The sequence below is a fragment of the Candidatus Brocadiaceae bacterium genome (assembly GCA_012728835.1).
GTDB lineage: Bacteria > Planctomycetota > Brocadiia > SM23-32 > SM23-32 > JAAYEJ01.
The window spans coordinates 15,129-35,758 of record JAAYEJ010000051.1 but is presented as its reverse complement, the minus strand read 5'-3'; the positions used below and the strand labels follow the sequence as shown (position 1 = coordinate 35,758).

Genomic DNA, 20,630 nt, shown 5'->3' with positions numbered 1-20,630 from the left:
GGGGATGTCTTGGCACGCCCGGAGGGATTCGAACCCCCAACCCTCGATTCCGAAGACCGATGCTCTATCCGTTGAGCTACGGGCGCGCGACATACGACGGGTTGGCGACACGGTATACCCAGTCCGGGCGCCGAAGTCAAGCTGCCCGGGAAGGAAACGGCGGCCTGCCGCGGAACGCACGACTCAGCAGGCGCCTCCTTTGACTGCGCCGTCCGGGCCGCCTATGATGCCCGGCGACCGGCGTTCCCCCGGCGCGAACGGAGTCCATGTCCATGTGCGGCGGCGACGTGATCGACAGTCTGAAGCACCCGGCCGTTGTGGAGGCGCGTCGGCTGCTGCGGCCCGTCCGGGGGGCGCCGCCGGCCGCCTTCCTGGCCGACGGGTGCCGTCTGGTCCGGCAGGCGATCGAGGGAGGGGCGGGCATCGAGCACCTGTTCTTCCTGGACCCGGTGGAGGGCCGGGAGGCCGTGCGCCTGCTGCAGGCGGCGCGTGCGCACGGGCTGGCGTCGTCCCGCGTGAGGCGCGGCGTCTTTTTCCGCGTGCTCGGCCTCGGCTACGAGACGTCCGTGCAGGTGCTGGCCGTCATTCGGCGTCCGACCGGGCGCCCCGTCCCTCCGGCCGGCGACGGGGCGACGATCCTGCTGGGGGAGCGGATCCAGGACCCCCGCAACGTGGGCGTTCTGGTCCGCACGGCCGACGCCTGGCCGCAGCCGCACGTGGTCTTCAGCGGGGATTCGGCGGACCCGTGGACGCGGGCGGCCGTGCGGTCCAGCACCGGTTCCATCTTCCGGGTGCCGGTGGAACTGCCCGGCGACCTGGCGGACCGTGTGCGCGGTCTGCGTGCGCAGTCGATCCGCGTGATCGGGGCTTCCGCGCACGCCGCGGCGGCCTGCTGGGAGACGGACCTCACGGGCCGGTGTGCGCTGCTGGTCGGGAACGAGACCGAGGGGCTGTCCGACAACCTGCAGGCCGCGTGCGACGCTGTGGTGGCCATCCCGATGCGGGGCGGGGCGGGCTCGTTCAACGTGACGGTCGCCGCCGGGGTCCTGCTGTACGAGCGCGCACGGCAGATGCGGGCGGGCGCTCGACCGCGTCCCGCAGATTGACGCCGTCGGTGCCTGCTCGATACAATGGGCTGGCCGTGCGGGCGCCGTCGGGGCGGCCCGCCGCTTTGACCGTCCGATCGGGGGCATTCGCCCATGTCAACCGTTACTGACGACCTGGGGGCCCGCTTAACAAACCTGCGGGACTCTCTTTGACCTGGCGACCAGGGAAGCCGAACTGAAGGACGCCGAGGAGCGGATGAGGGCGCCGGACTTCTGGGCCGACCAGGAAGCGGCCCAGAAGGTGATCCGGCGCGTCAAGTTCATCCGGGGACTGACCGACCCCGTGCGCGAACTCGAGCTTGCGCTCGACGACCTGAGCGTGCTGGCCGATCTGGCCGAAGAGGAAGACGACGAAGCCACCCTGCGGGAGGTCGAGGCGCGGGCGGCCGAACTGGCCGAGAACCTCGACCGGCTCGAGTTCAAGAGCATGATGGGCGATCGCGAGGACCTCAACGGCGCCTTCCTGAGCGTGCATGCCGGCGCCGGCGGCACCGAGAGCTGCGACTGGGCCCAGATGCTCCTGCGCATGTACCTGCGCTGGGCCGAACGCGAGGGCTACAAGGCCGAGCAGATCGACCTGCATCCGGGCGAGGAGGCGGGCATCCGCAGCGCGACGATCCGGGTCATCGGCGACTGGGCGTTCGGCTACCTGAAGGGCGAGATCGGCGTGCACCGGCTGGTGCGCATCTCGCCGTTCGACGCCAGTGCGCGGCGGCACACGTCCTTTGCAGCGGTGGACGTGGCGCCCGACCTGGACGACGACATCGACGTCGAACTCAACGACGCCGACATCGAGATGGAGTTCGCCCGTTCGAGCGGGCCGGGCGGCCAGCACGTCAACAAGACGTCGTCGGCCGTGCGGCTCACGCACATCCCGACCGGGATCGTCGTCTTCTGCCAGAACGAACGGTCCCAGCACAAGAACCGTGCCACGGCCCGCAAGCTCCTGCAGGCCAAGCTGTTCCAGCACGAGAAGCAGAAGCGCGAGAAGGAGATGGAGCGCCTCTACGACGAGAAGGGCGACATCGCCTGGGGCAACCAGATCCGCTCCTACGTGCTCCAGCCCTACCAGATGGTCAAGGACACGCGCACGGACCACAAGACCGGCAATCCCGAGGCCGTACTGGACGGGGACCTGATGCCGTTCATGGACGCCTACCTGCGTTACCGCATGGCGCAGCAGACCCGGACGGCGGACGGCGAGTAGCGCGCCGTCGCCGGGGCGGAGCCTACGGATGAAGAGCGCCTTGACTGAGAAGGGCCGGATGCTGCTTGCCCTGGCGTTCCGCCGGGGTGCGCCGCGGGCGGCCGTGAGCAGCTTCGCGCTGGTCATCCTGCTGGGTGCCATCGTGCTCACGCTGCCCATCAGCAGCCGGTCGCGGGGGTGGACGGGGCCGGCCGACGCCCTCTTCACGGCCACCAGCGCCGTGTGCGTCACGGGGCTGCTGGTCAAGAGCACGCCGGAGCACTGGTCGCTGTTCGGGCAACTGGCCATCCTGGCCATGATCCAGGTCGGCGGGCTGGGCATCATGACCATGGGGGCTGTCCTCTACCGCACGTTCCAGCGCCGGGTCTCGATGCGAGTGGAGGTCGTGCTGGAGGATATCGTCGAGACGGGCGGCGCGGACAGCATCTGGGAACTCCTCCGGTTCATGTGCCTGCTGACCGCCGTGGTGGAACTCCTGGGGGCGGTTGTCCTCTACGTCTCCTGGCGGAACGCGTTCCACGGCAGCGCGCTGTGCGTCTACCACAGCGTGTTCCACTCGATCTCGGCGTTCTGCAACGCGGGCTTCAGCCTGAACGACGACAGCCTGGTGCGTTTCGGGGATTCAACCGGCGTGAACCTGACCGTCTGCGGCCTCATCGTCGTCGGCGGGCTGGGCTTTCCGGTCGTGCGCGACCTTCTGCGCGCGGCACGCTGGCGGCTGTTCTCCCGGCGGGGGCGGCGCGTGCACCTGAGCACGCATTCGAAGCTGGCCCTCACGATGACGGGCATCCTGCTGGTCACCGGGTTCGTCGCCGTGTTCCTGCTCGAATTCGGCGGGACGATGGCGGGGGTCTCCGTCAAGTCGCGGATCCTGATGTCGGGGTTCCAGTCCGTGACGGCGCGCACGGCGGGCTTCAACACCGTGGACATCACCCGGCTGGCGCCGGCCATGGCGTTCGTCCTCATGGCGCTGATGTACATCGGCGGCAGCCCCAGCGGGACGGCGGGCGGCATCAAGACGACGACCCTCGGGGTGATGATCGCCAGCATCGTCGCGACGCTGCGGGGCCGTTCGACGGCCGAGGTGTTCCACCACTCCGTGCCGGCCGAGGTGGTGCATCGCGTCGCCAGCATCATCCTGCTCTCGATGGCCCTGGTGTCCGGCAGCATCTTCCTTCTGCTGATCACCGAGGATGCGTCCTTCCTGGAGGTGGCGTTCGATTCCGTCAGCGCGTTCGGCACGGTGGGGCTCAGCGCCGGTCTGACGGGGCCGGATGCGCACATCACGACGGGGGGGAAGCTCATCATCACGCTGCTCATGTTCGCCGGCCGGCTGGGGCCGATCACCCTGGTCCTGAGCATGGCGCAGCGGAAGGACCGGGCCACCTACCGGTACCCGGAGGGGCAGATCCTGGTGGGGTGACCCGCTCCGTGCTGCCTTGCATTGGAGCAGGGGCCGTGTACAATGGGCTCATGCCTGGTTTTGTCCGTCGATTACCGACGTGGGGCTCAGGTGATCCTCTGCAGATAGTCCCGATTCATGCCCGAAAAGGACTACTACGACGTATTGGGCGTGTCGCCGGATGCCTCGCACGAGGACATCCGCAAGGCATATCGGCGGCTGGCCAAGGAGCACCATCCCGACCGCCAGAAGGGGAGCAAGGCGGCCGAGGAGCGGTTCAAGGAGATCACCGGCGCCTACAGCGTGCTCGGGGACCCGAAGAAGCGCGCCCAGTATGACCAACTGCGCCAGGCGGGGATGCACGGGGGGGCGTTCGGCGGGTTCGAGGAGATGTTCGGCGGGGCGCAGGGGGCCGGCCGCGGCCGGGCCGGTGGGGTCGAGTTCGAGGGTTTCGGAGGTCTCGGCGACCTGTTCAGCCGCATCTTCGGCGGCGGGCGGAGCCACGCGGAGACGGCGCCTCCCCAGCGCGGCAACGACGTGGTCAGCACCATATCGGTGCCGTTCGAGACGGCCGCGCAGGGCGGCAAGATGTCGGTGCGGATACCGCGGCAGGTGGAGTGCGCCGCGTGCAGGGGCACGGGGGCCGCGCCAGGCAGTCGTGTGGACACGTGCCCGCAGTGCCGCGGCAGCGGGCAGATTCTGACGGGGCAGGGGGCCTTCAGCGTGTCGCGGCCCTGTCCGGCCTGTTTCGGGCGCGGCAAGATCGTCCAGCAGCCGTGCGGGCAGTGCCGGGGCGCCGGAGTCTACGAGAAGCAGAGCACCGTGGAGGTGAAGATACCGGCCGGCATCGAGGACGGCCGGCAGATTCGGCTGGCCGGCCTCGGCGAGCCGGGCACGGCCCATGGCCGGGCGGGGGACCTGCTGCTGGAGGTGCGCGTGCAGCCCCACAAGAAGTTCACGCGCAAGGGACGCGACCTGTACAGCGGGCTGGCCCTGGACATGGTGGACGCCGCACTGGGCACCGAGGTCGACGTGCGCACGATGCACGGGCTGGTCGCCCTGAAGGTGCCGCCGGGCGTGCAGCCGGGGCAGAAGATGCGGATTCCCGGGCACGGCCTGCGCACCTCGGACGGCCGCGAGGGCGACCACTACGTCGAGCTGCAGGTGCGCATTCCGAAGGAGCTGACAGAGGAACAGAGGAAGCTGCTTGAGAGGCTGCGCCGTACGCCGAGCCCGGCACGGTCCTGACGGAGCGGACCGGCCGCAGCGCGGGGCAGCGACGGGCAGCGCCACAGGAGCGCGGCAATGCAGACGAAGTCAGGCGGTGCCGTGAGGGCCGGATCCCGCGACGACCGGAATGTCCCGCGACTGCTGCATGACCTGGAGAGCATCGTCCGGAGCATGCGGAGTCCGCACGCCGACGTCTGGCATCCGCCGACGGACGTGTACGAGACCGAGCGGGACGTCGTGATCAAGATGTGCCTGCCGGGCATCCGCGCCAGCCAGGTCGCCGTTCATTTCAACGGCGAGGCGGTCACCATCTGCGGCGTGCGCCGGCCGGCCGACCTGAGGAACGTGCGGGCCTATCACCAGATGGAGATCCGCAACGGCTACTTCGAGCGGCGGGTCGTCGTGCAGAGGGCCTATGACCCGCACGCGGCACGATGGCGCTATGAGGACGGGTTCCTCTCGGTGATGCTGCCCAAGGTGGGGCAGCCGGTCGTGCACATCCTGTCCGTGAAGATCCGGCTGTAGGGGCGCTTGTCGAGCAGGGCAACCGATGCGCATCGGAGGGCACAGCGAAGCCATGGACGAAGAGCAGGAGCGGGATCAGACGGGCGGGAAGCATGCCGAGGGCCTTCCGGAGGAGGGCGTGCCCGAGCCCGGGGCCCCGGACGAATCGACGGAGCGCGAGGCGCTGGCCACCTCGCTGCCCGTGCTGCCGCTGCCGGACAACGTCGCGTTTCCGGGCATGGTCGTGCCCTTCCACCTGCACAACGAAGCGCGCGTCCGCATGCTCGAGCAGGTGATCCTGGGCAACAAGCTGTTCCTGGCCGTGGCTGCCCGCCACAAGCCCGACGCGGACGCAGAGATCGGTCCGTCGGACCTGTACCAGTTCGGGACGGCCTGCATCGTCCTGCAGATGATCCGCATGCCCGACGGCTCGATGCGCTTCCTGGCCCAGGGGTTGAGCCGGTCGCGGATCCTGCACTATGCCCGGACCGCCCCGCAACTGGAGGCCGAGGTCGAACACCTTCCCGACCGCCTCACCGAAGACCTGGAGTCCACCGCGCTGTTCCGGAACCTCCGCGAGCAGTTCATGAACCTCGTCAACATGCTTCCGGACGCCGGGGACGCGGTCAAGGTCCTTCTGGCCAACATGGACGAGCCCGGGCCGCTCTGCGATCTGGTGGCCTCGCGCCTGAACCTGGACGTGGCCGAGAAGCAGCAGGTTCTGGAAACCCTCGACGTCAAGGACCGGCTGCATGCCGTCACCCGGCTGCTCGCCCGGGAGATGGAGGTCGTCGAGGTCGCCCAGCGCATCCAGAGCGAGGCGCGCAGCGAGATCGACAAGAGCCAGCGAGAATACTACCTGCGCCAGCAGTTGAAGACAATCCAGCAGGAACTGGGAGAGGACGACCCCCAGGTGGCCGAGGTCGAGGACCTGCGCCGGCAGATCGACGAAAAGGCCCTGCCCGAGGAGGCCCGCAAGGAAGCCGAGCGCGAGCTGGAACGCCTGGCCCGCATCAACCCGGCCAGCCCGGAGTACTCCGTGGCGCGCACCTACCTGGACTGGATCGTGGCGCTGCCGTGGAACGAGAGCACCGCCGACAACCTGGACCTGGAGGACGCGCGGCGGATCCTGGACGAGGATCACTTCGGGCTGGACGACATCAAGGAGCGCGTGCTGGAGTTCCTGGCCGTGCGCAAGCTGCGGGGCGACATGCGCGGGTCCATCCTCTGCTTCGTCGGGCCGCCGGGCACGGGGAAGACGTCCATCGGCAAGTCCATCGCCCGGGCGCTCGGGAGGAAGTACATCCGCGTCGCCCTGGGCGGCACGCGTGACGAGGCCGAGATCCGCGGCCACCGCCGCACCTACATCGGGTCCCTGCCCGGCCGGATCATCAGCGCCCTGCGAAAGGCCGGCAGCAACAACCCCGTGTTCATGCTCGACGAGGTGGACAAGCTGGGGATGGACTTCCGCGGCGACCCCGCCAGCGCGCTGCTCGAGGTCCTGGACCCCGAACAGAACAACTCCTACACGGACCATTACCTCGAGGTCCCGTTCGACCTCTCCAAGGTCCTCTTCATCTGCACGGCCAACTTCCTGGACCCCGTCCCGCCGGCCCTGAAGGACCGCATGGAGGTGCTCGAGTTCCCCGGCTACACCGAGGAGGAGAAGCTCCAGATCGCACTGCGCTACCTGCTGCCGCACCAGCTCGATGAGAACGGCCTGAACCCCGAGCAGTTGACGCTCACAGACGACGCCGTCGAACGCCTCATCAGCGAATACACCCGCGAGGCCGGCGTGCGGAACCTGGAGCGCCAGATCGCCTCCGTCTGCCGAAAGGTCGGCAAGGCGATCGCCCTGGAAGGGCTGCAGGCCCGCACGGTGGACCGCGACGGTGTCGGCGAACTCCTCGGCCCCCCTCGCTTCATGCGCGAGACCGCTCAGCGCCTGGATGAGCCCGGCGTGGCGGCCGGACTGGCCTGGACGCCCACCGGCGGCGACATCATCTTCATCGAGAGCACCATGACCCCGGGCGACGGCAAGCTGACGCTGACCGGCATGTTGGGCAACGTCATGAAGGAGAGCGCGCAGGCTGCGCTTACCTACGTGCGCGCGCACGCGGACGAGTTCGGTGTGGACCCCGGGCTGTTCGCAAAGCACGACTTCCACATCCACGTGCCGGCCGGCGCAATCCCGAAGGACGGGCCGTCCGCCGGCGTCACGATGGCCGTGGCGCTGACCTCGCTCTGCTCCCGCCGCAAGGTGCGGCACAACGTCGCCATGACGGGCGAGATCACCCTGCGCGGCAAGGTCCTGCCCGTCGGCGGGATCAAGGAGAAGCTGCTGGCCGCGCGCCGGGCCGGCATTGACACCGTGCTGGTGCCCCAGCAGAACGAGAAGGACCTGGCCGACCTGCCGGCCTACGCGCGCGACACGCTCCGGATCCACACCGTCGAACGCGTGCAGGACATCCTGCCGCTCTCGCTCGAAACGGACCTGGTGCCGAGCCCGGAGGCCGCCGGTTCCTGAGCGGGTCCGCCGGCCGGTTGGGCGCCCGCACACGCCGGGGGGGGCCGATGCAGCGACGCATACTGGTGCTCGGAGGCGGCTTCGCCGGGCTGGCGGCGGCCGAGAGGCTGTCGCGCACGCTGCGGCGCCACGGGGCGGGGTGGACGATCCGGCTCATGGACCGCCGTGCCCGGGCCGTCTTCTCGCCCCTGCTGCCCGATCTGGTCGGCGGGCGCGTGCGCGAACGCGCGCTCGCCCATCCCCTGGCCGAGCACTGCCGCCGACTCGGCGTCGAATACCGCCGCACAACCGTCCGGGGCGTCGATCCGGGCGGCTGCCGGGTCCATACCGAGGAGGGCACCGTCCGCGGGGACGCCCTGGTCCTCGCGCTCGGATGCGAGACGAACTACTTCGGCGATACGGAGGCCCGCGTGCGGGTTCCCGGGCTGAAGGACCTGCGCGACGGCCGCGATGTGCGCGCCAGGACGCTCGCGCTGCTGCGGGCGGAGACGTCGGCACGCAGGGCGTTGATCGTGGTCGGAGGAGGCTACACGGGTTTCGAGCTGGCCGGGCAGCTCGCGGTGCTGGCCACGCGGACGCTCGGATGCGGATACGCGGATCTGGGCCGCCGCTGCCCGATCGTGCTCGTCGAGAGGTCTGCCGAGGTGCTGCGAGCCTGCGCCCCCGAGATTCGAGGATGGGCATTGGACCTGATTGGCGGCCTCGGCGTCGACGTGCGCACGCGGACGTGGGTCGAGTCCTGGGGCGTGGGCGCCGCCGTGCGCCTCTCGGACGGCACGGTGTTCGACGAGGCCGCCGCCGTCTGGTGCGCCGGCGTGGCGCCCGGGCCGGCGGTGGCCGGGTGGGACGGCGAGCGGACGGCCGGAGGCCGCCTGGCCGTCGACAGGTACCTGCGACTGTCGGGTGCGGAGCGCGTCTTCGCAGCCGGCGACGTGGCCGGGGCCTTCCTCCCCGGCGGCCGGGCCCCTCTGCGCATGTCGGTGCCGTTCGCGATTGCCGGCGGGCGCTGCGCCGCCGAGAACGCGGTCCGGAGTCTGACCGACCGCGACCTGCTTGCCTTTGCGCCGTCCGATCCCGGTTACGTCGTCCCGCTCGCCCCCGGCCGTGCGGCGGGGGAGGTCCTCGGCCGCCCCGTGTGCGGTCGGCTGCCCGGCGTGCTGCACTACTTCATGTGCGCACTGCGCTCGTGGGACGGGCGCATGCGCCAGGCACTGATCCGCGACCTGATGCGCACAATCCCAAGGCGGGCGACGGCGAACGGAGGCGAAGGGAGTCCTTGATGACCGGCCCTCAGACGGGCAGTTCCACGGGCCGGTCCGAACGCGCGGACTCGTGGATCGCGCAGACGACGCGGACGACCTCTCGGGCTTCTTCAGGCGTCACGGCGGGTGGGGTGCCTTCGCGCACGCACCGGGCGAAGTCGGCGATCTCGTCCACGATCGGGCCCACGATGCGGCCGCGCACCGGCCTGGCGGACCCCATCTGCAGGCGGCCGTCGGCCACGATCTCCATCCCGTCCCAGGCGCCGTCGATCTCGAGGCTCCCTTCGGTGCCGACGGCCTCGAACAGGGCGCTCATCACCGAGGGGGAGCCTTCGGGCAGGGCGTGGCTGGTCTCCAGGGCGGCGATGGCGCCGTCGGCGAAGGTCAGGAGGGACAGCACGCAGTCCGGCCCTTCCTCGGGCTTCAGGAGTCGATTCACCTGCCGGGCGTAGACCGAGACGACGGGGCAGTGGGCGCACCAGAGCATGAAATCGAGGTCGTGCGACCCGAGCCGGAAGACGGGCGTCGTGGTGCCCAGGGTGTGCCGGGCCGCCGCCAGGGTGTTGTTGCGGCGGGCGTACATATGGATGATCCGGCCGATCTCGCCCGCCGCGATGCGCTCGCGCGCGGCCGCATACCGCGGCACGAACCGCAGGATCTGCCCGACGGTCAGGCGCACGTCGCTGCGCTCGGCCGCCTCGATCATGCGGTCGCACTCCGGGACGGTGACGGCCATCGGCTTCTCGACGAACACGTGCTTGCCCGCCTCGAGCGCGGCGACGCCATGACGGCAGTGCAGCCCGTCGGGCGAACAGACGATGACGATGTCCACATCCGGCCGCGCAACAAGCTCCCTGTAGTCCGTGGTGGTCCAGACCCCGTAGCGCTCCGCCAGGGGGGCCACACTGGCCTCGCGTCGGCTGCAGGCGGCGGCCAGACGCAAACGGTCCGATTCGGCACAGACGCGGGCATGGAGCCTGCCGAAGACGCCGATTCCGATCACGCCGACGCCCGGGGCCGTGGCCATCGTGAGCCTCCGATTCGGGTTCTGTGCTCTCCGGAACAGTGTATGCCCGGCGCCCTCGCAGGGCAAGCGGCGGCCGGGGCGCTCGCGCTGACCGCAGCCGGAAGAAGGGAACCGCGCACATGGCCATCATGCCACAGGCGAGGGGCCGTTGTCCGTTGACAGACGGGGCCGGTGCGGGTAGAGTGATCGAGTGGACGACGAACAGCCGATCCGGTGCGCCCGTAGCTCAATTGGATAGAGCAATGGTCTACGGAATCATAGGTTGGGGGTTCGAATCCCTCCGGGCGTACCATTCGTCCGTCTGACTCCGATCTGTTCGGGACGCGTCCAGCCCATCAGTCGCCGGATGGGTCGGGCGCGCCTGCAGTGTGGTGGCTGCAAGATCGAATCCGACCTGGAGGGTTGGCCTCTTACTTTCCTCAGGGGCATGCTGATGAAGGCAAGTGTTCGTACGTGGGCGTTGCTGGGGCTTCTGGGCATCATGGCGTCCTCGACCGGTTGCGGCAACTACTGGGCGAATCGGCGCAATGACGTGAAGGACTTCTTCGACGTCGGCGTCACCACCACGTCGAAACCGGCCTTTGCGTTCTACGTAGGCTTTCTGAACGTCCTGCCCGTGGGCTACGCCAACGTGGAGGGCACGCTGCACGGGATGGGCGGCGGCCGGACGGGCGCCGTGCCCGTGCGCCAGCGCGCCTGCGGCGTGCTTCTGTGGGGGAAGGAGCGCTTCGGTTACGGGGAGGAGTTCGCTCCGGACGACCCCGGGACGCCCGATGCGTGGAGGGTGGGCCCGCTCGGGCTGGCACTCGGGCCGAGGCCGCCGGCCAGGCAACGGGTCAACTGCCCCAAGATGTTCCATTTCGGCTGGCTGGGCTTCACGCTCAACTGCAAGTTCGGTCAGTTGCCCGACCTCATCCTGGGGTTCACGACGTTCGACCTCTCGGGCGATGACGTGCGCTCGGAAGTCGAGACCGCCGGCGTCTGACCGCCGGCGGCACCGGCTTTCTGCTGGAGTCGAAGCGTGGCCGAAGGCGAACTGATTGCGCGGTGCGGCCTGGGCGATGCGTCGCCTGCGGCCGTGTGCAGCGCGGCGGGGCTGCGCGCACTTGTGGCCGGTGTGGATGCCGTGGTGCCGCTCTATGACGGCTCCTCGGTGCCTTACGTCAACCTCGACAACGCGGCCACCACGCCGGCGTTCGCGCCGGTCGTCGACTGCGTCGAGCAGTACCAGCAGTACTACTCGAGCATCCACCGCGGGACGGGGTTCAAGTCCCTGCTGTCCACCCGCGTCTACGACGTCTGCCGGCACATTGTGGCGGACTTCATCGGCGCCCGCGCCAGCGAGCAGTGCCTCGTGTTCACGCAGAACGCCACGCACTCGCTCAACAAGCTCGCCTCCCGTCTGCGCCTGCAGCCGGACGACGTCGTGGTCACGACGCATATGGAGCACCACTCGAACCTGCTTCCGTGGCGATGCAGCGGCTGCCGGATCGAGGTGGCGAGGATCAACCGTTCCGACGGCACGCTCGACATGGCGGACCTGGAGGCGCGCGTGCGCAAGCACGCCGGCCGTGTGCGCCTGGTGACCTGCAGCGGCGCCTCCAACGTGACGGGCAACCTGCCGCCCTTCCGCCAGGCGGCACGCATCGCGCATGCCCACGGGGCGCTCTTCGCGCTCGACGCCACGCAACTGGTCCCGCATCGGGCCTTCGAGCTGGGCGATCCGTATGACCCTGAGTGCGTGGACTTCGTCGTCTTCAGCGGGCACAAGATGCACGCCCCGTTCGGCTGCGGCGTGCTGGCCGGACGGTGCGACGTCTTCGGCGACACCCATCCGGACGTCGTCGGCGGCGGGGCCGTGCACGCGGTGACGGACGAGAACGTGTTCTGGCTGGGCCTTCCCGAGAGGGAGGAGGCCGGGACGCCGAACCTGCTCGGCGTGCTCGCGCTGGCCCGGGCCGTCCAGGTGTTCCGGCAGGTGGGCATGGACGAGGTGGCGGAGCACGAGCGGACGTTGACGCGACGGCTCCTTGCGGGCCTGCTGTCCGTCGACGGCCTCCGCGTGTTCGGCAGGACCGATCCGGACCTGGCCGTCGACCGTTTGGGGGTCTTCGCCCTGGAGGCCGAGGGCTACAGCCACGGCCTGCTGGCGGCGGTGCTCGGCTACGAGTGGGGGATCGGCGTGCGCAACGGTTGCTTCTGCGCCCAGCCGTACGTGCGCGAGCTGCTGAACGTCTCCCCGGGCGAGGAGCAGGCCGCCGTCCTGCGCCTCGTGCAGGGCGATCACTCCAGCGTTCCGGGGCTCGTCCGGGCCAGCCTGGGCGTCTACAACACGGAGGAGGAGATCGACCGGTTCGTCGAGGCCCTGCGGGCGATCCTCCGGGACGGTCCGCGGACCGAGTACGTGCTTCACCCCCAGCACCACGACTACGTGCCCAGCGGCTGCGACATCAACTACGACGCCTACCTGCCGTTGAGCGGCTCCTGACGGCCACCGGCCGCGCCGGCGTGTGCGAGTGCGGCCCCGATGAACCCCGCAAACAGCGGGTGCGGCGCCGTCGGCTTGCTCAGGAACTCCGGGTGGAACTGCACCCCCACGAACCAGGGGTGGCCCTCCAGCTCCACGATCTCGACCAGGTCGTGCTCGGCATACAGCCCCGTGCAGCGGAGCCCGCGGGACGTCAGCGCGTCGCGGTAGGCGTTGTTGAACTCATACCGGTGCCGGTGGCGTTCGCGAATCTCGCGGCGCCCGTAGTGCCGCCGCGCCCGCGAACCCCGCGTCAGAACGCAGGGCTGAGCGCCCAGGCGCATCGTGCCGCCCAGGCCGGAGACCTTCTTCTGCTCCTCCATCAGGCTGACGACGGGGCACGGCGTGTCGGGGCGGGACTCGGCCGAGTCGGCGTCGGCCAGTCCGCAGGCGTTCCGGGCGAACTCGATCACGGCGCACTGCATCCCCAGGCAGATGCCGAAGTACGGGATCCCGTGCTCGCGGGCATGGCGCACGGCCCGGATCTTGCCCTCCATGCCCCGGACGCCGAAGCCGCCGGGCACCAGCACGCCGTGCACGCCGTCCAGGCAGGCCTCGGCCCCGCGGGCCTCCACGTCCTCCGATTCGACCCGTCGCACGTCCACGCGGGCCCGATGGGCGATCCCGCCATGCCGGAGCGCCTCGTAGACGGATTCGTAGGCGGACTGGCGGCTGATGTACTTGCCCACGACGGCGACCTCGACCGACGCCGCGGGCTCGTCGAGTGCCTTGAGCATGCGCCGCCACGCCTGCAGGTTGCTGCGGCCCGGCGGCAGGCCCAGCCTGTCGCAGATGAGCGCGTCCAGCCCCTGCTTCCTGAGCATCAGCGGGATCTGGTAGATGTTCGGCTTCGCGTCCAGTTCCTCGATGACGCACTCCGGCTCGACGTTGCAGAACAGCGCCACCTTCTCCCGGTGGTCCGGCTCCATGGGCACTTCGGTGCGGCAGACAAGCACGTCCGGGAAGATGCCGATCTGGCGCAGCGTGCCGACGCTGTGCTGCGTGGGCTTCGTCTTCAGCTCCTGGGCCGCGCGCACGTAGACGAGCAGCGTGAGGTGCACGTACAGCACGTTGCCGTGGCCGCACTCGTGCCCGAACTGCCGGATGGCTTCCAGGAATGCCAGCCCCTCGATGTCGCCCACGGTGCCCCCGATCTCACTGATGGCGACGTCGACGTCAGGGCCGTCGAGCCGACGGATGCGCGACTTGATCTCCGCCGTGACGTGGGGGATCGTCTGGACGGTCTTGCCGAGGAACTCGCCGCGTCGTTCCTTCCCGATCACGGCCTGGTAGACGCTTCCCGTGGTGACGTTGGAGTCGCGGTTCAGCGGTGCATCGGTGAAGCGCGTGTAATGGCCCAGGTCCAAATCCGTCTCGGCGCCGTCGTCGGTCACGTAGACCTCGCCGTGCTCGTAGGGGTTCATCGTGCCCGGGTCCACGTTCACGTAGGGGTCCAGCTTCTGGAGGCGGACGCGCAGGCCGCGTCGCTCCAGCAGGAGCCCGATGCTCGCGGCGTTCAGGCCCTTGCCGAGGGAGGAACAAACACCGCCGGTCACGAATATGTGCTTTGTCATTGCGCCCATCCGAATGCGGCCGGGGAACCGAATGGCGGGATTCTACGCAAGCGGCCCGCCCTGCGCAAGCACCGCGCAAGAGGGAATCACGGGACGAAAAGGCCCCTGGAGGCGAAGGCGGCGCCGCTGGTCACGTACACGCCGAGGCGGCGCAGTCCGGCGGCGTCGCCCGGCGTCGGTATGTGCGTCAGGTGCACGTCGCAGCCCCTGAGGTTCTTCAGTTGCTCGACGCAGACCTGCGCCACGTGGCTGGTGGCGGCGCTGATGCCCAGGGCGGTCAGCGTCTCCTCCACGTCCAGGCTGACGCTGGCCTGGCCCAGCACGTCGATCTTGAGCCGGCCGACGGCCTCCATCAGGGCCGGCGCCAGCAGGTGGATCTCGTCGGGCACGCGGGCGAGGTGCTTGACGGCGTTGAGCACCAGGCTGGAGGCTGCGTGCATGATGGGGGAGTTCTTGCCGGTCACGATCGCCCCGTCCTTCAGCTCGATGGCCGCGCCGCACCAGATGCCGGCATCGCCTTTTGCGGTCGCCTGGGCGTCGCGGGCCGCCTGCCGGGCCGGTTCGACGGTTGTGCGGTCTTCCGGACGCAGGCTCAGGGCCTGCATCAGGCGCCGGGTGCGTTCCACGGCGGGCTGGTCGACCAGCCCCATGACGTACTCGGCGGAGTAGCGGAAGTAGCGCCGGATGACCTCCTGGCGGGCGGCCTCGGCCACGACCGCGCCGTCCACGATGCCGCGGGACGCCATGTTGACGCCCATGTCCGTGGGGGAGCGGTAGAGGGGGTCGCCGCCGGTGATGCGTTCCAGGATGCTGCGCAGGACGGGGAACGCGTCGACGTCGCGGTTGTAGTTGACGGCGGTCTTTCCGTAGGCCTCCAGGTGGAACGGGTCGATCATGTTCACGTCGGCCAGTTCGGCCGTGGCCGCCTCGTAGGCCACGTTGACCGGGTGGTTCAGGGGCAGGTCCCAGATCGGGAACGTCTCGAACTTGGCGAATCCCGAGCGGATTCCGTGCAGATGGTCGTGATACATCTGGCTCAGGCAGGTGGCCAGCTTGCCGCTGCCGGGGCCGGGGCCGGTCACGACGATCAGCGGCCTGGAGGTGGAGATGTACTCGTTCGCCCCGTAACCTTCGGCGCTGACGATGCGGTCCACGTCGCTCGGATAGCCCCGGGTGGCGCCGTGCACGCAGACGGGCACGCCCGCGCGCTCGAGCCGGTTCCTGAAGACGCGCGCTCCCGGCTCGCCGGCGTAGCGCGTGATCACGACGGCGCGGAGTTCGATGGCGCGTTCCCGCAGTTCGTCGATCAACTTCATCGCGTCGGCGTCGTACGTGATGCCGAAGTCCGCCCGGATCTTGCGCCGTTCGATGGCGCCGGCGTGCACGCAGAGCAGGATCTCGGCCTTCTCGCGCAACTGCCCCAGCAGGCGCATCTTCACGTTCGGGTCGATGCCCGGCAGGACGCGCGAAGCGTGGTAGTCGAAGAGGAGCTTGCCGCCGAACTCCAGGTAGAGCTTGCGGTCGAATCGCTCCACCCGGCTCAGGATCGCGCGGGCCTGCTCCTCCAGGTACCGTTCGTTGTCGAATCCGATGGTCGCGTTCACGTTGTCCTCTCGATGCCGGCCTGCGACCACGCCGGGCGGACCGGTATGCCGCGGGCGGCCAGGAACGCCTTGATGTCCCCGATCGTGTGCGTGCCGAAGTGGACCATGGACGCGATCAGCGCCGCGTCGGCCCTGCCTTCCGTCAACACGCGGGCCAGGTGCGCGGGCTCGCCGGCCCCGCCGCTGGCGATGACGGGGATGTGCAGGGCGTCGCTGATCCGGCGCGTGATCTCGACGTCGTAGCCGGCCTTCGTGCCGTCGGCGTCGATGGAGTTCACACAGACCTCCCCGGCGCCCAGGTCCTGCACGCGGCGCGCCCACTCCAGTGCATCCAGCCCCGTGGGCGTGCGCGCGCCCTCGATGTAGACCTCGTAGCCGCTGGGGACGGAGGGGCCGACGCGCCTGACCTGCATGCCGACCACGATGCACTGGCTGCCGAAGCGCGCGGCGCCCTCGCCGATGAGCGCCGGGTTCCGAACGGCCGCCGTGTCGATGCTCACCTTGTCGGCTCCGGCCAGAAGGACGCGCCGCATGTCGTCGACCGACCGGAGGCCGCCCCCGACCGAGAACGGGATGGCGATCCGGCCGGCGACCTCCCGCACGACGTCGATCATGATGTCGGCATGGCTGGGCGAGGCGCCGATGTCGTAGAAGACCAGTTCGTCGACTCCGTGCTCGTAGTAGTCGCCGGCCATGGCCACGGGGTCGCCCACGTCCACGTTGCCCTGGAAGCGGACGCCCTTGGTCGTCTTGCCGTCCCGCACGTCCAGACAGACGATGATGCGCTTGCTGAGCATGTCAGGGATTCCAGTCCAGGAAGTTGTTCAGCAGCGCCATCCCCGCGCGCCCGCTCCGTTCCGGATGGAACTGGCAGGCCACGATGCCGTCGCGTGCCAGTGCGCTGACGAACGGCCGGCAGTAATCCGTCGTGCCGATGGCGGCCTCCGGGTCGGCGGGCTCGGGGGCGAAGCTGTGCACGAAGTAGAAGTGCGAGTCGTCGCCGATGCCGCGCCAGATCGGGTGCGGGCGCACCTGCCGGACGGTGTTCCATCCCATGTGCGGGATCTTGGCATCCGGCGGCACGTCCAGCCGGCGGGTTCGGCCCGCGATCAACCCCAGGCAGGCGGTGTCGTTCTCGGCGCTGTGATCCAGGATGATCTGGGCGCCGAGGCAGATGCCCAGCAGCGGGCGCCCGGTGCGGCAGTAGTCGTGCATCGCCTCGGCCAGGCCGAGCGACCGCACCGTGGCCATGGCCGCGCCGGCCGCGCCGACTCCCGGGAAGACCAGCCGCGATGCCGCCCGCACCTCGTCCGGGTCGCCGGTGACCCGCACGTCGCGCCCGAGCCGCTGCAGGGCCAGCCGGACGCTCGTGAGGTTGCCGGCGTCGTAGTCCACAATGGTGACCGTCTCCGTCATGTCTCTGTCCCCGAAGGCGGGCCTGCAATCCGACGCCAGCAGGGTAGCATAGTCGGGCCGGACTGGCAACGCGAGGCCGGGCGCCTTTCCGGCCGGCGGCGCCCGCGGTAGAATGGAGGGCCTGTATCGCACCTGGGCATTGACGGGCACGCCATGCGCATACTGGGCATCGAGACATCGTGCGACGAGACGGCGGCGGCCGTTGTGGAGGCCGGAACGCGCGTGTTGTCCAGCATCGTGGCGTCCCAGCAGGAGGTGCATGAGCAGTTCGGGGGCGTGGTTCCGGAGGTCGCCTGCCGTGCGCACGTGGAGGCCGTCCTGCCGGTCATACGCAGGGCCCTGGAGGTCGCCGCCGTCCCGATCGACCGGATCGACGCCGTGGCCGTGACCACCACGCCGGGACTCATCGGCGCGCTGCTGGTGGGCGTGACGGCGGCCAAGTCGCTCAGTTGGGCGCTGGACGTGCCCCTGGTGGCCGTGAACCACCTCCACGCGCATGCCTACGCCGCGTGGCTGTCGGACGAGCCGCCGGAACTCCCCGCCGTCACCCTGGTCGTGAGCGGGGGGCATACGAGCCTGTTCCGTACCGACGGCCCGATCGAGCACTCCCTGCTCGGGAGCACCGTGGACGACGCGGCGGGGGAGGCTTTCGACAAGGTGGCACACATCCTTGGGCTGGGCTATCCGGGCGGGCCGGCCATCGAGCGGGCGGCCGCCGGCGGCCGGCCCGACGCCGTGTCCTTTCCCCGGAGCATGCTGAGGTCCGGCAATGCCAACTTCAGCTTCAGCGGCCTGAAGACGGCCGTGCTCTACCACTGCGTCGGCCCCAACGCATCGCGGGAGGACATCGAGGGCGCCGTCTACGAGCCCTCGTTCGTGGCCGACGTGGCGGCGGCCTTCCAGGAGGCGGTGGTGGACGTGCTGGCGGCCAAGGCCTGCGCGGCGGCCCGGCAGGAGGGCGTGCGCACGCTGATCGTCGGCGGCGGGGTGGCGGCCAATGGGCGCCTGCGCGAGCGTCTGGCGGCCGAGGCGGACGCCCTGGGGCTGGCCCTGCGCCTTGCCCCCCGGCGGCTCTGCACCGATAATGCCGCCATGATCGCGGGCGTGGCCTGTCCGATGTTGCGGGCCGGTCGCACCGCCCCGTTGACGGTGGAAGCCGTTCCCTGAGAGGTATCGGACGATCGTGAGAGAGTCGGCCATCAGAAAGCTGCTGGGAGACGTCGCCGCCGGGACCCTGGGGCCGGACGAGGCCCTCGAGGCCATGCGTCGGCTGCCCTTTGAGGACATCGGCTTCGCCAAGATCGACCATCACCGGGCACTCCGGTGCGGGGTGCCGGAGGTCATCTTCTGCCGCAGCAAGGCGCCCGAGCAGGTGGCCGCCATCGCGGCGCGGCTGCGCGATGCCGGCAGCGACCTGCTGGCGACGCACGCCGGCGCCGAGCACTACGAGGCCGTGCGCCGGGTGTGGCCCGAGGCGCAGTACCGGCCCGTTGCCGGCTGCATCCTGGCTCGCCACGAGCCGGCGGTGCTCGAGGGCGACGTGCTCGTCGTGACCGGCGGCACCAGCGACCTGCCCGTTGCCGAAGAGGCCGCCACCACGGCCGAGGCGCTCGGCGCGCGCGCCCGCGTGATCGGCGACGTCGGAGTGGCCGGCCTGCACCGGCTCCTGGCATACCATGCGGACCTGCAGAGGGCGCGCGTGCTCGTCGTGGTCGCGGGCATGGAGGGCGCACTGGCCAGCGTCGTCGCCGGCCTGGTGGCGCGGCCGGTCATCGGCGTGCCCACCAGCGTCGGCTACGGGGCCAGCTTCGGCGGGGTGGCCCCGCTCCTGACCATGCTGAACAGTTGTGCGGCCGGGGTCGCCGTCGTCAACATCGACAACGGCTTCGGCGCCGGCTACATGGCCGCCTTGATCAACGCCCTGAGCGTCCGGAGCGAACCGGACGCCTGAGGGCCGGGAGGGGAAGGGCGTTGGCCGAGGACGTCTACAGGTTGCCCCGGATGCCGGGTCGGCGGCCCGACGCCCACAAGGGCCAGTTCGGGAGGGTGCTCATCGTGGCCGGTTCGCCGGGCATGACGGGCGCCGGCTGCATGGCGGCGATCGCCGCGCAACGGGCGGGTGCAGGGCTGGTCACGCTGGCGCTGCCGGCCGCTCTGAACTTCATCGCGGAGGTTAAGCTGACCAGCGCGATGTCCCGCCCGCTTCCGGACCCCGACGGGCCGATCCTGGGGCCCGATGCGGCCCGGTCCATCCTGCAGGGGGCGGAGGCGTTCGACGTGGCGGCGATCGGGCCGGGCGTGGGCCGGGCCGGCCCGACCGGCCAGGCCATGCGCACCCTGGCGGCGTCCCTGGCGCTGCCTGCGGTTGTCGACGCGGACGCGCTGAACGCGCTGGCCGAGGGGCCGGGCCGCGTCCTCCGGCACGCGCCCGCCGCGCGCCTGCTGACGCCGCATCCGGGGGAGATGGCCCGCCTTCTGGGCTGCGCGACCGCCGAGGTGCAGGCGGACCGCCGGGCGGCCGCCGTCGGCTTCGCCAGGGAGCACAGCGTGCTGGTGGCCCTGAAGGGGGCCGGCACCGTGGTGACCGACGGCGCCCGCGTTTACGTGAACCCCACCGGCAATCCCGGCATGGCCACCGGCGGCTCGGGCGACGTCCTGACCGGCATGGCGGCCGGCCTGCTGGCGCAGGGCATCGAGCCGTTCGAGGCGCTCCAGGTGGCCGTGTTCGTGCACGGCCTGGCCGGCGACCTGGCCGCACGGCGCCTGGGCGAGCTGTCCCTGATGGCCGAGGACCTGCTGGAGTGCCTTCCGCAGGCCTTCTGCCTCTACAGGGAGCACGGCCAGGGGATGGATGCCGATGCGGCCGCCTCGGCCGCGATGGCGCCGGGGCAGTAGGCGGGGCCGAATCGAGGCGCAGGCGCTCCCGGCGTCAGTGCACTGTGCCGCCCTGCGGGGAGGGCGAGGTCGGCGCGGCGGAGAGGCCGCGGGGGAAGCCGACGGCCGGGAGGCCCGTGCTCCAACTCGACTGAACCATGCGTGCGATCTCGCCTTCGGGGAACGGAACCCGCGCGATGTCCTCGTCCTCCCGGCTCTCCAGGTTCGTGCGCACCGTCTGGACGCCCGCGCGGACCTTGGCCGCCGTATCCCGGGTCGCGGACAGGCGCAGGACGCCGAACACGCCGCCCGCCAGCCACAGGCCGACCAGCAGGGTCATCAGTATCAGGCCCACGTATCTGCCCAGCAT

At 70.4% G+C, this 20,630-nt stretch carries 18 protein-coding genes and 2 tRNA genes; 13 read left to right on the top strand and 7 right to left on the bottom strand.

Translation table 11 applies throughout. The annotated features are described in order from the left end of the window. Nucleotides 1-10 precede the first annotated feature (10 nt). Nucleotides 11-86 (bottom strand) — tRNA-Arg (locus GXY85_07980). Between the two features lie 186 nt (nt 87-272). Between GXY85_07980 and GXY85_07975 the strand changes: the two genes are divergently transcribed. The 7 genes from GXY85_07975 to GXY85_07945 all read left to right on the top strand — a co-directional run bounded on the left by GXY85_07975 (nt 273) and on the right by GXY85_07945 (nt 9,256). After that, complete coding sequence (locus GXY85_07975) at nt 273-1,106, top strand: RNA methyltransferase (protein ID NLW50768.1); 834 nt, start codon at nt 273-275, stop codon at nt 1,104-1,106. Between the two features lie 154 nt (nt 1,107-1,260). Next, nucleotides 1,261-2,313, top strand: a complete 1,053-nt coding sequence (locus GXY85_07970; GenBank protein NLW50767.1) for a peptide chain release factor 2 — start codon at nt 1,261-1,263, stop codon at nt 2,311-2,313. A gap of 28 nt (nt 2,314-2,341) precedes the next feature. Continuing rightward, complete coding sequence (locus tag GXY85_07965) at nt 2,342-3,736, top strand: Trk family potassium uptake protein (GenBank protein ID NLW50766.1); 1,395 nt, start codon at nt 2,342-2,344, stop codon at nt 3,734-3,736. A 117-nt stretch (nt 3,737-3,853) separates the two neighbouring features. After that, nucleotides 3,854-4,963, top strand: coding sequence for a molecular chaperone DnaJ (gene dnaJ / locus GXY85_07960; protein ID NLW50765.1), 1,110 nt, complete (start codon nt 3,854-3,856; stop codon nt 4,961-4,963). Between the two features lie 57 nt (nt 4,964-5,020). Beyond that, nucleotides 5,021-5,470, top strand: a complete 450-nt coding sequence (locus tag GXY85_07955; GenBank protein NLW50764.1) for an Hsp20/alpha crystallin family protein — start codon at nt 5,021-5,023, stop codon at nt 5,468-5,470. Nucleotides 5,471-5,522: 52 nt separating this feature from the next. Further along, nucleotides 5,523-7,976 (top strand): endopeptidase La, encoded by a 2,454-nt coding sequence (lon, locus tag GXY85_07950; GenBank protein ID NLW50763.1) that lies wholly within the window; start codon nt 5,523-5,525, stop codon nt 7,974-7,976. A gap of 47 nt (nt 7,977-8,023) precedes the next feature. Next, nucleotides 8,024-9,256 carry an FAD-dependent oxidoreductase gene (locus GXY85_07945; protein ID NLW50762.1) on the top strand — a complete coding sequence of 411 codons (1,233 nt, stop codon included), beginning with the start codon at nt 8,024-8,026 and terminating at the stop codon, nt 9,254-9,256. A gap of 10 nt (nt 9,257-9,266) precedes the next feature. On the opposite strand, the gene GXY85_07940 is transcribed toward GXY85_07945, so the two are convergent. Then, nucleotides 9,267-10,265 carry a Gfo/Idh/MocA family oxidoreductase gene (locus GXY85_07940; protein ID NLW50761.1) on the bottom strand — a complete coding sequence of 333 codons (999 nt, stop codon included), beginning with the start codon at nt 10,263-10,265 and terminating at the stop codon, nt 9,267-9,269. A 215-nt stretch (nt 10,266-10,480) separates the two neighbouring features. Here GXY85_07940 and GXY85_07935 point away from each other — a divergent pair. The 3 genes from GXY85_07935 (at nt 10,481) to GXY85_07925 (ending at nt 12,753) form a co-directional block, all read left to right on the top strand. Beyond that, nucleotides 10,481-10,557, top strand: a tRNA-Arg gene (locus GXY85_07935). Nucleotides 10,558-10,698: 141 nt separating this feature from the next. Continuing rightward, nucleotides 10,699-11,250: a hypothetical protein gene (locus GXY85_07930; protein NLW50760.1), complete on the top strand. Its 552-nt coding sequence runs from the start codon at nt 10,699-10,701 to the stop codon at nt 11,248-11,250. Nucleotides 11,251-11,286: 36 nt separating this feature from the next. Next, entirely contained in the window at nt 11,287-12,753 is a 1,467-nt protein-coding gene (locus GXY85_07925) for an aminotransferase class V-fold PLP-dependent enzyme (GenBank protein ID NLW50759.1), read from the top strand. Here the strand turns inward: GXY85_07925 and GXY85_07920 are convergent. The 4 genes from GXY85_07920 to hisH form a co-directional block, all read right to left on the bottom strand. Further along, nucleotides 12,729-14,366, bottom strand: coding sequence for a CTP synthase (locus tag GXY85_07920; GenBank protein NLW50758.1), 1,638 nt, complete (start codon nt 14,364-14,366; stop codon nt 12,729-12,731). The genes GXY85_07925 and GXY85_07920 overlap by 25 nt on opposite strands. Before the next feature lie 86 nt (nt 14,367-14,452). Beyond that, entirely contained in the window at nt 14,453-15,970 is a 1,518-nt protein-coding gene (locus GXY85_07915) for a DUF1846 domain-containing protein (GenBank protein NLW50757.1), read from the bottom strand. Continuing rightward, entirely contained in the window at nt 15,967-16,767 is an 801-nt protein-coding gene (gene hisF, locus GXY85_07910; GenBank protein NLW50756.1) for an imidazole glycerol phosphate synthase subunit HisF, read from the bottom strand. The genes GXY85_07915 and hisF overlap by 4 nt, the downstream gene beginning before the upstream one ends. 1 nt (nt 16,768) lies before the next feature. Then, the gene (hisH, locus tag GXY85_07905) at nt 16,769-17,386 is read right to left on the bottom strand and encodes an imidazole glycerol phosphate synthase subunit HisH (protein ID NLW50755.1); all 618 of its coding nucleotides are present in this window, start codon (nt 17,384-17,386) and stop codon (nt 16,769-16,771) included. A 153-nt stretch (nt 17,387-17,539) separates the two neighbouring features. On the opposite strand from hisH, the gene tsaD reads away from it, so the two are divergent. From tsaD to GXY85_07890, 3 genes are all read left to right on the top strand, one after another. After that, a complete protein-coding gene (gene tsaD, locus GXY85_07900; GenBank protein ID NLW50754.1) occupies nt 17,540-18,553 on the top strand; it encodes a tRNA (adenosine(37)-N6)-threonylcarbamoyltransferase complex transferase subunit TsaD in 1,014 nt (337 codons plus the stop codon). A gap of 94 nt (nt 18,554-18,647) precedes the next feature. Further along, nucleotides 18,648-19,337, top strand: a complete 690-nt coding sequence (larB, locus tag GXY85_07895; protein NLW50753.1) for a nickel pincer cofactor biosynthesis protein LarB — start codon at nt 18,648-18,650, stop codon at nt 19,335-19,337. Nucleotides 19,338-19,357: 20 nt separating this feature from the next. After that, nucleotides 19,358-20,281 (top strand): NAD(P)H-hydrate dehydratase, encoded by a 924-nt coding sequence (locus GXY85_07890; protein NLW50752.1) that lies wholly within the window; start codon nt 19,358-19,360, stop codon nt 20,279-20,281. A 34-nt stretch (nt 20,282-20,315) separates the two neighbouring features. On the opposite strand, the gene GXY85_07885 is transcribed toward GXY85_07890, so the two are convergent. Beyond that, nucleotides 20,316-20,630: a hypothetical protein gene (locus tag GXY85_07885; GenBank protein ID NLW50751.1), complete on the bottom strand. Its 315-nt coding sequence runs from the start codon at nt 20,628-20,630 to the stop codon at nt 20,316-20,318.